The organism is Streptomyces sp. NPDC024687, assembly GCF_055559055.1.
In genome coordinates, this window is sequence record NZ_JBVHLJ010000011.1 from 96,270 (window position 1) to 108,933 (window position 12,664).

Genomic DNA, 12,664 nt, shown 5'->3' on the forward strand with positions numbered 1-12,664 from the left:
TCAGCCCGAACCGGCGACCAGTGCCTCGCCGAGCGGGGTACGCCGGTAGAGCACCGACCGTCCGGACCGGGCGCGGACGAGCAGTCCCGCGCCTCGCAGGATGGCGAGGCGGTAGTCCCGTTGATCGCGCTGATGGGACTGCCGCTGCTCGGCTTCGCCGCCGAACCCGGGGTAGGCGTCTCGTCCTGCCTGCTGCTGCTCTGCGGCTTCGGATTCGCCTACGGTCTCGGCCTGCAACGGCCGTTCCTGGACGCCCTACCGCCAGATGGCCAGGGCCAGGCCTTCGGTCTGCTCGGCTCCGGCAGCATGACGCTGCAGGGCGTCGGGCCGGCCTGCTTCGGCTCGGTGGCCGCAAGCATCGGCACAGGCGGCGCAATCGCCCTGGCAGGCGGCGCGGCGGCGCTTACCGCCGGCTGGATTCTCTCCTGGCACCGGCCCACCTCCCCGGTCCCCGTCCCGAACTACCCAACGGGATCAGAGAACGGCAGCGAACAGCATGCGGGTAGTCGGCCTCGACACCGACCCGAACGAGCTGCTGAGCGCGCTCGGCGTCGGCAGACTGCCCGATGACCCGGCGACGCCGGGTTGCCGCGGCATGGCGCACATTCACGGTGCTACTGAACGCCGGGGTGAGGTCCAACAAGAGCTGCTGCGGCGGCCTGCATACCGCCCCGGACCCTGCGTGACATACGCGAACGGATGACGTACGCGCAGCGCAGCGCCGCGGAGGGCCGGTCCCGCACGCGCTCGTCCGACGGGACGTGGGGTGAGGGACTGGCCGGGGACCGAACGCTGGACTGTGCGTCGGCGTACTCGCTGATGTGATCAGGCGCGTACGGATGAACGTGCTCCGGAAGAACGGCGCGTCGCAAGCGGGGCGACGGGGGGCTGCGGTTGCTGCGTGCTGGTCCGACATGCGCAGAGGGGTCCTTCGTAGGGGTACGGGCAGCGGGATGGCAGGGCCGGTATCCGTACGGTTCGGCCCTGCCACCTCGTTGTGCGCGTCAGCCGGGCCAGGTTCCGGTCAGGCGGCGGGTGGCGGTGGCCCCGCCACGGTCGACGACGGCTTTCACGCCGGCGAAGATCGCTCCCTGCAGGACGGCCGCCGACACCACCTCGCGCCAGGTGCGGTGCTCGTCGGTGGAGTCGGGGGCGTCTTCCTCATGTCCGAGCTTCTTCCAGACCTGCTTGAACAGTCCGCCGGCCAGGACGCCGCTGAGGGCGCCCATGGCGAGGCCGACCGGCTTGTAGGCGATCTTCGAGGCTTTCATCAGTGCCTCCGGGCGCGGCGGATGAGCAGCAGCGCGATGAGTGCGCCGGCTGCGGCGAGCAGCGGGGCCTGGTGGGCGCGGGCCGCCTGGATACTCTGGCCGGCTTTCTCCCGCACCGGTTGCGGCGCCTTGTCCCGGGCCAGCTCGCCGAGGTGCGCGGCCTGGTGGCGTACCTGTCCGGTGGCCGCGGCGGCCTTGGCGCGCACCGGCTCGGGCGTCTTGTCCTGCACCGCGTGGGCCGCGTGCGTGGCCTTGTCCTTCAGCTGGGCCGTGACCTGGGTGGTCTTCGCCGTGACCTGCTGTTTGACAGCCGTGGTCTTCTCCGCCGCGCGGGTCTTGACGTCGGTCTTGGCCGCGAGCGCCTCGACGGTCTCGCCGAGTTCCTCACGGGTCGCCTCGACCTGGTTGCGCAGTTCCTCCGGGGAAGGTGCTGCCTCTTCGCCCCGCTGCGGCTTGTCCTGGGTCATCGCTGTGCCCTCTCCTTGATCTCGGCCACGTCGGCCTTGACGCCGTCCACCGCCTGCTCGGGCGTGGGCGGGGATGCCTTGCTGACCTGCTGCTTGCCGAGCACCGCCATCAGCGCGGTGACGGCTGCCAGCACTCCGGTGACGATCAGCGCCGCCAGCCACACGTCCATGACGAGCGAGAGTGCGGCGATCACGGTGGCCACCAGGGCCTGCAGGGTGAGCACCCCCATCAGGCCGGCGCCGCCGAACAGGCCGCCGCCCTTGCCGAACCGCTTGCCCTTCTCGGTCATCTCCGCCTGCGCCAGCCGCATCTCGTCGCGGACCAGCTGGGAGAGCTGCTGCGAGGCACGCTGGACCAGTTCGCCCACCGGTTCCTGCGCGCTGCTGCCCGGGGCGCGGGCAGGACCATCTGCTGTCATGAGTGCTCACCTTCCTTCATCCCACCGTCTGACCTGCTGCCGAGTACCCCGGCCGCCCCGCATCACCGCCCGACACCACGGCAGATGACGGGCACCCCGGACCAGGGCGGCCACGGCCAGTCCGATCACTGCTCCGGCGGCCACGTCGGAGGGGTGGTGCGCGCTGCTGTGCACGCGCTGCGTGGCCACCACCGCCGCCATGTCCGGGCCCTCCTCAAGATCCTTTTTCGGCACCCACTCCGCGGGCGGGCGGCGCCGCTGGGACAGAGGCTTGACGACCGCGTTGGCAGCACCTGCGCCGTCTGCATGGCCGCCACCCGCCGAGGCGGTCATCGCTGCGGCTGCCGCCCACCGGAGATTGGTGTGCTTGTGCTCGGCCGCTTCCTGCACCGCGGGCGCTGCCCGTCGCAGCCAGGGCGGCCGGCCCTACGCGATCACCCGCCTGACCAGAGCCCGGGGCGAGGCCCGGCACGGCGGTCCGTCGCCTCATTCGAGGCGGCGTCGGTCTTCCTCGTCCCACTTACGGGTGTCCCGCGGCTGCACGTACGGCTCCTTCCCGGCCGGGTGACCGCCGGCCACGGCGCGCTGGCGGTGCACTTCGGCGTCGAACTCCAGGCCGAGCAAGATCGCCAGGTTCGTGATCCACAGCCACACCAGGAAAATGATCACTCCGGCGAAGGTGCCGTAGGTCTTGTTGTAGGAGGCGAAGTTCGCCACGTACAGCGCGAAGGCGGCCGAGGCGACCATCCAGATCATCAGTGCCAGGAAGCTGCCCGGGGTAATCCAGCGGAAGCCGCGCACCCGCGCGTTCGGCGTAGCCCAGTACAGGATCGCAATCATGAGCGTGACCAGGAGGACCAGCACCGGCCACTTCGCGATCGACCACACCGTCAAGAACGTGTCCCCGACACCGAGCGCCGTGCCGACCTCGCGAGCCAGGCCGCCCGTGAACACCACGATCACCGCACTGACCACCGCGAGGACCATCAGCACCACGGTCACGCCGACGCGCACCGGCAGCACCTTCCACACCGGGCGACCCTCCGGGACGTCGTAGACCGCGTTCGCACTGCGGATGAAGGCGGCGACATAACCGGACGCCGACCACACCGCGAGTACCAGACCCACGATCGCCATGACGGAGCCGATGCCGGCGTTGCCCTGCATCTGCTTGACCGCGTTGGTAAGGACGTCCCGCGCCGCGCCCGGGGCGAGCTTCTGAATGTTGTCCAGCACCTGCTGCGTCACCGACTGCCCGACGATCCCCAGCAGCGAGATCAGCGCCAAAAGCGCCGGGAACAGCGCCAGGATCCCGTAGTAGGTCAGCGCCGCCGCCCGGTCGGTCAGCTCGTCCTTCTTGAACTCCTTCAAAGTGCCTTTCAGCACCGCCCCCCAGGAGCGCTTGGGCAGATCCGTCGGAGTGTCCGGCGCCTGCCGCTCCACCTGCTCATCCGGCCCGGCTTGCGTCCCCCGCCCGGCCTCGACCTCCTGGTCGGTCGCCGCGTGACTGCCGTGCCTTCCATGCCGTTTCATAGTCCGCACCATGGAGTCCGGGTAGCCGGGCATACATGCCCTCACACCCCTAATTCACCACAAATCACAATCTTTCAATTTTCTGCTGCAGATTGTGCCGACGGCCGTGCCCGCGCCGTGGCCGGCGGAGCGGGACGTCCTGGGCCGCTGCAAGAAACAAGCAGGTGGTTCTGATCCGCCATGCGCTGATCGTGGTGGAAACGATGTTCAGGAACCCGCCGGTCCTCCGACGCGCTAGCCGGGCTCGCTCAAGGCGTCGGCCAGGCACGGGAAGCCCTGCGCCTGACGCTGCCGTGTCCGACGACCGGCCCGGCAGCATGTTCCACGGCACCCGGGAAGGCCGACCGGCGCCGAGGCGATCCGTACCGCTCTGGAACAGGCACGCAACAGGTCCTGACAAAGACGAAGACCGACGCAACGCGGCGGCCCGGGGGCAGTGGCACCCCCGGGCGTGAGTGACATGTCAGGTCAGGTCAGGTCAGGTGAGCCACGAGTTGGAGCCGCAGGCGGTGGCGGTGACCCACACGTGGGACATGATGTTGTCGTCCACGGGTCCGACGGTGCTGCCGTCGCGCCTCTGGAACCGGTTGTCCGTCAGGTTGTCGGCGTACTTCTCGCCCGGTGCGAGGCAGGTGTACCCGCTCACGTCGCTCTGTCCGGGAAGGTAGTAGAAGGCTACGACGTCCTTGCCGCCGATCGTTCCGCTGTTCATGACGGACGAGGCCTGGTTCTGGTCACCGCTGGTGAACGGGCCTTCGTTGTCGGACCAGTTGGCGTCGTTGCCCTGGGTTGCGCCGAGCAGGGTGCCCTGGCAGTCGGGGTCGGCCCAGGCACGGACGTACCCGTCCCGTCCCGGCCACTTCGCGTTGCAACCGGCTCCCTGGACCGAGGCCTGAGCGGAGGTGACCGGTACCGCCAGACCGAGTGCCGCCAGCCCGATGACTGCGGCGGCTGAAGCGAACTTGCGCATGATTCTCCCTATTTGTCTGCCTCGTTTGAGGCGCACCGGTCCTCTGTTGGACCAGCGTGGAAATCTGTGGGGTCAGGTACGGGGGCCGACGATGCCCGCCGCCCGGACGTATGCCTCGCGCTCGATACGGCGGCTCGTGTCCAGCGCCTGGCCGTACCGGCCGAGCAAGGCGTTCACGTAGTGCTTCTCGCGTTCCTTGCCGATGGCTGCCAGCGATGCGGTGCGGGCGCAGGTGGCATCGGCGACGGCGAGCCGTCGCTCGGCTGCGAACGTCTTGTCGGACGTGCTGCGCAACGCTCGTTCCTTCGCTGCCTGACGTGCCGCTCCAGGGTCCTTGTAGGGGTGGCCCGCGCGTTCCATGCACGTCGACCAGACGCGCAGCGCCGCGACGAACTGCTTGTCCCGCATCACCTGGGGGACGTAGAGCGGCTGCAGATTCGAGGCGATCTTGTTGGCCCGGAACCACACCTTCGGATCTCCGTACAGCCGTTTCTCAGCCTCGGCCACGCATCCGCCCATCTGGCGGCTGATGGTGGCACCGTTCGGGAGCTCCGCGGTGATCTCCGGCGCGTCGATCCCCCCGTCCAGAGCGTCGTCGTACGCCTTGCGCCGCTCTTCTGAAAGGCCCTTGCGGTAAACGAGATTGGGGTTGGCAAGCCGTACGCGGTCTTCCTTGGCCGCGATACGGCTGCCGTACCCGTGCTTGCGGGCCCAGGCGACATCGTCCGCCACATAGCCGAGCGTCCGGCTTTCCTCCAGAGTCGGCCGCTCCGCCTCCCAGTACGTGAAGCCTTGCCGGTTCAGGCACCGCTTGATCAGCCGCTGCTCGGCATCCGCGATCCGCAACTCCTGCGCGAGGGTGAGGTCCTCGCCGGCCGTGGCGGCCTTGACCCGTGCGGCCGGTGAGGTGCGCTGGGCCGCGTCGGTGTCTGCTGTGCAGCCGGTCAGGGCGAGGCAGGCCAGTGCGGCGATCACACCCACCGTGGCGGTCGCGCGTGCTGTGCTGCGTCCACTCGCTACCACCGTCCAGCGTGAGGCGTCGGCGCGCATATCGGCATCCTCCCCGGGCGAAGTCCAACTGGGTTGCTCTTACGCACCGTTGACGCCCTGGGAGGCATGTCCGTATGACGTGGACCGTGGATTTGTTTTCTTGCACCTGGAGTCATACGACGGCGGCGCGCGCACCGTCTTCCAGTGCGCCTGGCGCTGCGTCCTCACGGGAGCCGACAGGGCTGCCGGGCTCGGTGCACGTCGTGTTCTGGGGTTGTTGCGGGCGTGGCGTTCACAGTCGCGGGCGAGGCGTCGGCGGTGCATGAGCCAGCCGATGCTGCGCTCGATGGTCCACCGTCTCGGGATGAGCGCGAACCCGCGGGCTTGGGAAGGGCGTTGGACGCGGTGGTCGTCGATGCCGAAGCGGGGCGCCGTGGTCGATGGCGGTGGTGCGGTAGCCCGCGTCCACCCAGGCCCTCGTGATGTGCGGGTCCGATGATCCGTTGCCCGGCGCGTCCGTGCCCCGATCCGCGAGGTGGACATCGACGGAGGTCTTGGTGGCCTGGGAGTCCGGCACGCAGGCCGACGGCTGCCGGCCTGGACCCTCGGTGTCGCGGACATCGCGTGCGGCGGTGGCCGGCCCACCGCCGTCCACGAACCGAATCGGCCGGCATTAAGGGCGCGATCCGATCCCGCATCGCATCAGTGATCACCCATCGGAAGGGCATATCCGATCTTCCGACCAGAGCGTCAAAGAGACAGGCACGGCCCAGCCCCGAAGTGCGGTGGTCATCCGGAAATCGTGGGCATGTCCGGGTTGCCGTAGTGGGCGTCGGGTCCGTGCTTGCGGGTGTAGTGGCGCTCCAGGAGATGACGCGGTGGTGGGGCGGTCGGGTTCAAGGACAGGGTGTGGAGGGCGATGTCGGCGACGGCCTCGCAGATGATCGCGAGGCCCGGGAGGGGTAGGCGCCGTCCTGGAACTGGCCCTTGTAGCCGGCGGTGCAGGCGTTGCGGACGTACGTCCCGCACAGCCGCCACACGATCCAGTCCGCCGCCTCCACCTAGCGCTCCATGCGGTGATAGATCTCCGGGTCCTCCTCCAGGACCTGTAGGGCCTTGGCGAACTCCCGCTCCGAGGAGATCTTCCCGCCGTAGCGCTGGAGCCACGGCTCCTTGCTTTCGGCGGCCAGCGCGTTGATCCGGTCGGCCTGGGCCTGGGCGGCGTGGTGGCGCCACAGCTTGACGTAGGCGTGCGGGCGGGAGGCGTACTCGGGCAGCTCGCACAGGGGCGTGCCGTCGGCCAGCACCGGCAGCACCGCGCAGGCGGTGAAGTCCGTGCCGATACCGATTACTTGCTCAGGACGCACACCGGCTGCCGCCAGCGCTGCCGGCACCGCGTGGCGGAGCACGCCGACGTAGTCCGAGGGGACCTGGAGGGCCCAGTCCGACCCAGTCCCGTACCGTCCGGCAGTACTCGGTCCAGCACCGCGTCCCGGTACGCGTGCTCGGCCGTCCCCAACTCCGCGCCGTCGCGCACGCGGACCACCACGGCCCGTCCGGACAGTGTCCCGAAATCGATTCCTACGACGCAGGGTTCGGGGTTCGTGGCTGTCTCTTGTCCGGCGTTCACCGGCGGCCTCCTCCACACTCAGGCGTTCGACATATCGATCTAGGTTCGAAGGGATGGGGACGCGAGCGACTTCCAAACCCACACCCGACGTACTAACTCCGACTCCTGCCGAAGTAACGAGCGCGCGCCCGGTCGAGCAGGATGGCGACGCCGAGGACCGCGCCCTGGACGACCTGCTGGTCGTAGGGGCTGACCTTGAGGGCGAGCAGGCCGTTGGTGATGAACTCCAGCAGGATCGCGCCCGCCGCGATGCCCGCGATACGGCCCTCACCGCCCGAGAGTGACATCCCGCCGACCACCGCGGCGGCGATCGCGGTCAGTTCCCAGCCGGCGCCGACCGAGGGGTCGGCCACGTTCATACGGCCGATCACCAGGATGCCGACCAGGCCGGCGAGGGCCGCGCTGGCGACGTAGGTGGAGGTGATCCGGCGGGCGGTCGGGATGCCGGCCAGCCTGGCGGCCTCCTTGTTGCCGCCGACCGCGTAGATCTGGCGGCCCACGTAGGTGCGCTCAAGGACGAACCAGGCGACAGCCGCCGCGCCGACGAAGAACACGGCGGGGACCGGTATTTCGCCGAGGTAGTACTGGCTCAGGTTGCTGAACATCGGGTCGAGGTTGTTGATGGGCGAGCCGCTCGTGATGGCGAGTGCCGTGCCCTGCGCGACGGTGTAGGTGACCAGGGTGATCACGAAGGGCGGCACGTTGAGGCGGGTGACCATGACGCCGTGCCAGAGGCCGACGGCGGCGGTGATCACCAGCGTGAGGAGGATCGCGAGGGGGGCGGGCAGGCCCTCGTTGACGTTCATCCAGCCGGCCAGGATGCCGGCCAGACCGGCCAGCGCGCCGACCGACAGGTCGATGCCACCGGTCAGGATGACCAGCGCCTCACCGATCGCGAGGATCCCGACCTGCGAGAGGTCGCGGCCCATCACCTGGAGGTTGCCTACCGCCGTGTACGTCTCCGCGTTGGCGGCGATCGCCACGAACACCACCACGCAGGCGATGATCACGCCGGCCTCCGGGGAGGCGGCGAGTCTGCGGGCGAGGGTCGATGCGGCCGAACGGGACGGCGGCGCGACCTCGTTCGGGGCGAGCGTGGTCTGCGCGCTCATGCTGTGGCTCCGTTCGTCACTTGGTGCTCGTCGAGGGAATTCGTCGTTCGGTGCTCATCCAGCGAGGACGTGCCGGCCGCGGCCGTCATGATCCGCTCCTTGGTGGCGTCGGCCCGGTCGATGACCGTGACCACCCGCCCGTGGTTCATCACCGCGATGCGGTGGCAGATCCACAGCAGTTCCTCCAGTTCGGAGGAGGCGACCACGATCCCCATGCCCTGCTCGGCCGCCTGGTCGATCAGTTTGTAGATCTCCGCCTTCGCGCCCACGTCCACGCCACGGGTCGGCTCGTCGAGCAGCAGCAGGCGCGGTTCGGCGGCGAACGCCCGGCCGAAGATGGCGCGTTGCTGGTTGCCGCCGGACAACGAGCCGATCGGCTGCTCCACCGACTGCATCCGCACGTTGACGTTCTCGGTGATCTTCCGTGCCTCGGCGCGTTCCCGGCCCGGTGCGAGCAGACCGCGGGTGCTGATCCGCTTGAGCACCGAGACGACGACGTTCGCCCGGATGGACGCGAACAGGACGAGCGACTGCTCCTTGCGGTCCTCGGGGATCAGGGCGATCCCGGCCGCCACGCCGTCACCCGCACCCCGCGGCCGGTAGGGCGTGCCGCCCAGCAGCATCCGACCGCCGGTCGAGGGCTGCGCTCCGGCGATCGTGTGGACCAGACGGCTGCGGCCCGAGCCCATCAGCCCGGCCACGCCCAGGATCTCGCCCTCGCGGATGTCGAGGTCGACCGGTCCGAGTCCGTCCGCGGTCAGGCCCTCGGCCTGGAGCAGGACCGGGCTCGTCGCGGGCGGTGCCTTCGGTTCGCCCTGCGCGACCTCGCCGCCGACCATCTCCCGGATCAGCCGTTCCTCATTGGCCTCGGCGGGTTCGAGGTCGGCGACCAGCCTGCCGTTGCGCAGGACCAGGACCCGGTCGCTGATCTCCCGCACCTCGTCGAGGCGGTGCCCGATGAACAGCACGGTGCCGCCGCGGTCGGCGAGTTGGCGGGCCAGGCCGAGCACCATCTGGGCCTCGACCGGCCCCAGCGAGGAGGTCGGCTCGTCCAGGATCAGCAGCTTGGGTTCGCGGCCCCAGGCCTTGGCGATCTCGATCATCTGGCGGGTCGGCACCGGAAGGGTGCGGACCTCCCGGTTCACCTCGATCGTCCCGGCGGACAGGCCGATCTCCTCGAGCATCGCCTTCGCCTCGGCCCGCTGTGCCGTACGGTCCACCAGCAGCCGTCGCTTCGACTGGCGCGGGCGGCGGCCGAGGAGCAGGTTCTCGGCCACCGAGAGCTGTCCGACCAGCGGGAACTCCTGGGAGACCATGGCGATGCCGAGCTGTCCCGCGGCCTCGGTGGACCCGGCGGCGAGGGGTTCCCCGTCGATCAGGATCTCGCCGCCGTCCCGATGCACCGATCCGGCCAGCGTGCCCATCAGCGTGGACTTCCCGGCGCCGTTCTCGCCGACCACACCGATCACCTGGCCGGCGTAGAGGTCGAGTTCGGGCAGGTCGAGGACGCGCACCGGTCCGTAGGACTTGTGCACCCCCCGCAGCCGCGCAGTGACCGCGCGGTTCGGGGCGTTATTCGGGACGTCGTCCGGGGCGTTCTTCGTGGCCGTCATGCTCAGCCGATCCCGAGCTGCGACTCGAGGGACTGGTACGCGCCCAGGTCGGACTTGGTGACCAGGCCCACGCCGGAACTCAGGGTCGAACCGTCCTTCTCCAGGTACGGCTTGACGAGCGCCATCGTCTTGTCCTTGCCCAGCACCTTCTCCGCGGCCAGGACGTACGCCCCGGTGTAGCCCTGCTGGTACGGCATCTGCACGACGGTCCCGGAGATCACGCCGGACTTGATGAACTTCAGCGTCTGGGCGTCGGAGTCGTCGGAGACGATGTGCACGGACGAGGTCTTTCCGGCCGAGGTGACCGCCTGCGCCAGCGCGGGACCGTCGTAGGAGTAGACGCCGTACAGGCCGTTGACGTCCGGGTTGTTCGCGAGGATGGTCTCCGCGTCCGAAGTCGCCGTGCTGGCCTGGAGGTTGTCGTTGACCTTCTGGGCGACCGTGATCTTGGTGCCCTTGAGTGCGGCCTCGAAGCCGGCGATGCGCTGGGTGGCGTTGGAGGCGGTGAGGGAGCCGACCAGGATGGCCACCTTGCCCTTGCCGCCGAGTACCTGCTTCATCGCGGTGCCGGCCTGGAAGCCGGCGGTGTAGTTCGGGGTGCCCAGGTAGAGCGAGGCGGCGTCGGTGCCCGGCAGCGGGGAGTCGATCGCCAGGACGCCGATGCCCTTCTGGACGTCGGTGTGGATGGTCCCGGCGGCCGACGTCGGGTCGATCGCCGAGATCGAGTAGCCGGTGACGCCCTGCGAACGCAGGGTCTCCAGCTCCGAGTTCTGCTCGGTGAGCTTGCCGCCGGGCGGGGCGAAGTAGGTGCACTTGCTCTTCGCGATGCCGAGGTCGGAGCAGCCCTTGAGGAAGCCGACCTGACCGGCCTTCCAGTAGTCGGCGGCCACGTTCACGACCATCGCGATGTCGACCTTGGACAGGTCCTTGCCGGCCAGCGCGGACTTCAGCGCCGCGTCGAGCTTGGCGAGGTTCGACTGGTTGAAGGTGACCGAGCCGGCCAGCGCGACCGGGGCGGCGGCCCTGGTACCGGCCGAGCTGGACGCGTCGGAGCCGCCCGCGCTCTTGGAGCAACCTGCGGCGGCGAGCGAGAGGAGCACGGCGGTGGCGGTGGCGAGGGTGCGGGACCTTCTGGTGCGGAGCATGGGAATCAGCGCCCTTCTTGACGTGTCTGGTTGGTGTCTCGGCATGGATGGGAACGGCTGGATCGCTGGGAACGCACACCTGTTCACGGGCATACCGGTGCCGGGAGACGGGGGCAGGTGTGGAGGCCACTGGGAAGCGGTACGTGGCGGAGGGCGCCGTAGTCGCCGGGCGGGGGCTCATCGACGTGAGCGCGGCGGGACGCCGGGATGCCTGACAGGACGTCAGAATAATGAAGGAGCCGACCGCTTGGGGCGGTAGACCGGCGGGGAGCCGTTGCGCGTGCCGGGGTCGTCACGGCCGATCGCTCATGGTCGGCGCGGCGGCTGCCCCAACGGTACGCGGGTCACAACAGGGCGTGCTCGTAAGGGAGTTGGCACCGGAGTGCTAACGGGGACGGTTCATGTCGGACTTTCCGTTCGAGGTCGCGGGCGGGTCGCCGAGGTCCGCACCACGAGGCTGGGCGGGATGACGATGTGGGGTCTGTCGCCGGATGCCGGGATCCCGGTATCCGGATCGCCGACGAGCTCGATCAGCGCCCGCAGCGCACGGCGGCCGAGTTCGTCGAAGTCCTGGCGGACGGTGGTCAGTGACGGGCCGAAGTACTCGGTCTCCGGCATGTCGTCGAAACCCACGACACTGATGCCCTCCGGCACCCGGCGCCCTGCCTGCTGCAGGGCCCGCAGCAGACCGAGGGCCAGGTGGTCGTTGGCGCAGAACACCGCGGTGACCTCGGGATCGGCGGCGATCCGACGGCCGTGCTCGTATCCGGTACGAGCCGTCCAGTCGGCGCCGGCCGACGGTTCGGGCACCGGAGCCCCCCGCTTCTCCAGGGCGGCTCGCCAGCCGGACTCGCGTTCCTGCGCGTCGAGCCAGGAACGCGGCCCGACCAGGTGGTGCACCGTGCGATGGCCGAGGTCGAGCAGGTAGGAGGTGGCCAGTTCGGCACCCGCCTCGTTGTCCACGGCGACCGAGACCAGCGCCGTGTGCGTGCCACAGCCGACCGCGACCAGGGGAACGTCCGCCGGCACGTTCGCGAGTGCGCCCACTGCGGCGGTCTGCGGTGCGATGAGACGATCCCCGCCACGTTCTGGTCGCGCAGCCGGTCCACGGCGTCCAGCACCGAATGCCGGTCGAGGGTGCCGACCGCCGCCACGGTGACGAAGTAGTCGTGCTCCCTGGCCGCCCGCTCGATGCCGTAGAGCATGCAAGCGGGGCCGTACAGCGTGGTGTTGAAGCTGATCACACCCAGGGTGCGGGTGCGGCGGGTCGCCAGGGTGCGGGCGGCGGCGTTGGGCCGGTAGCCGAGTTCGCGGACGGCGGCCAGCACACGTTCCCGCGTGCGGGGCCGGACGTTGGGGTGGTCGTTGAGGACCCGGGAGACGGTCTGGTGCGAGACTCCCGCGATCCGGGCCACGTCCGCCATCACCGGTGCCCGATCGCCGTCCATGTCCCGCCTCCTCACGCACCGTCGTGTCGTTGTCGATCAGCTGCTTCTCCGGTGGAGCGGCACGCC

General features: G+C 69.7%; 9 protein-coding genes and 4 pseudogenes. 1 reads left to right on the plus strand and 12 read right to left on the minus strand.

What is annotated here, in order from left to right; all coding sequences use genetic code 11:
- Positions 1–111: 111 nt before the first annotated feature.
- Positions 112–435 (plus strand): annotated as a pseudogene (locus tag ACZ39I_RS34355) (MFS transporter); the annotation flags it as partial.
- A 569-nt stretch (positions 436–1,004) separates the two neighbouring features.
- On the opposite strand, the gene ACZ39I_RS34360 reads toward ACZ39I_RS34355, so the two are convergent.
- The 12 genes and pseudogenes from ACZ39I_RS34360 to ACZ39I_RS34415 form a co-directional block, all read right to left on the minus strand.
- Positions 1,005–1,271: a DUF4235 domain-containing protein gene (locus ACZ39I_RS34360; RefSeq protein WP_352385670.1), complete on the minus strand. Its 267-nt coding sequence runs from the start codon at positions 1,269–1,271 to the stop codon at positions 1,005–1,007.
- Positions 1,271–1,738, minus strand: coding sequence for a DUF3618 domain-containing protein (locus ACZ39I_RS34365; protein ID WP_467248829.1), 468 nt, complete (start codon positions 1,736–1,738; stop codon positions 1,271–1,273). The genes ACZ39I_RS34360 and ACZ39I_RS34365 overlap by 1 nt, the downstream gene beginning before the upstream one ends.
- Positions 1,735–2,157 (minus strand): phage holin family protein, encoded by a 423-nt coding sequence (locus ACZ39I_RS34370; RefSeq protein WP_467248830.1) that lies wholly within the window; start codon positions 2,155–2,157, stop codon positions 1,735–1,737. Before ACZ39I_RS34370 ends, ACZ39I_RS34365 begins: the two co-directional genes overlap by 4 nt.
- A 486-nt stretch (positions 2,158–2,643) precedes the next feature.
- Positions 2,644–3,702, minus strand: a complete 1,059-nt coding sequence (locus ACZ39I_RS34375) for a YihY/virulence factor BrkB family protein (RefSeq protein ID WP_467248981.1) — start codon at positions 3,700–3,702, stop codon at positions 2,644–2,646.
- A gap of 466 nt (positions 3,703–4,168) precedes the next feature.
- A complete protein-coding gene (locus ACZ39I_RS34380) occupies positions 4,169–4,660 on the minus strand; it encodes a hypothetical protein (RefSeq protein ID WP_467248831.1) in 492 nt (163 codons plus the stop codon).
- A 72-nt stretch (positions 4,661–4,732) separates the two neighbouring features.
- Entirely contained in the window at positions 4,733–5,710 is a 978-nt protein-coding gene (locus ACZ39I_RS34385) for a hypothetical protein (RefSeq protein WP_467248832.1), read from the minus strand.
- 729 nt (positions 5,711–6,439) lie between these two features.
- Positions 6,440–6,598: pseudogene (gene araD, locus ACZ39I_RS34390) on the minus strand (L-ribulose-5-phosphate 4-epimerase); the annotation flags it as partial.
- Positions 6,599–6,606: 8 nt separating this feature from the next.
- Positions 6,607–7,280: pseudogene (locus tag ACZ39I_RS34395) on the minus strand (ribulokinase); the annotation flags it as partial.
- A gap of 92 nt (positions 7,281–7,372) precedes the next feature.
- Complete coding sequence (locus tag ACZ39I_RS34400) at positions 7,373–8,392, minus strand: ABC transporter permease (protein WP_467248833.1); 1,020 nt, start codon at positions 8,390–8,392, stop codon at positions 7,373–7,375.
- The gene (locus ACZ39I_RS34405; protein ID WP_467248834.1) at positions 8,389–10,005 is read right to left on the minus strand and encodes a sugar ABC transporter ATP-binding protein; all 1,617 of its coding nucleotides are present in this window, start codon (positions 10,003–10,005) and stop codon (positions 8,389–8,391) included. Before ACZ39I_RS34405 ends, ACZ39I_RS34400 begins: the two co-directional genes overlap by 4 nt.
- A gap of 2 nt (positions 10,006–10,007) precedes the next feature.
- The gene (locus tag ACZ39I_RS34410) at positions 10,008–11,150 is read right to left on the minus strand and encodes a substrate-binding domain-containing protein (RefSeq protein WP_467248835.1); all 1,143 of its coding nucleotides are present in this window, start codon (positions 11,148–11,150) and stop codon (positions 10,008–10,010) included.
- A gap of 399 nt (positions 11,151–11,549) precedes the next feature.
- Positions 11,550–12,574, minus strand: a pseudogene (locus tag ACZ39I_RS34415) (LacI family DNA-binding transcriptional regulator).
- Positions 12,575–12,664 lie beyond the last annotated feature (90 nt).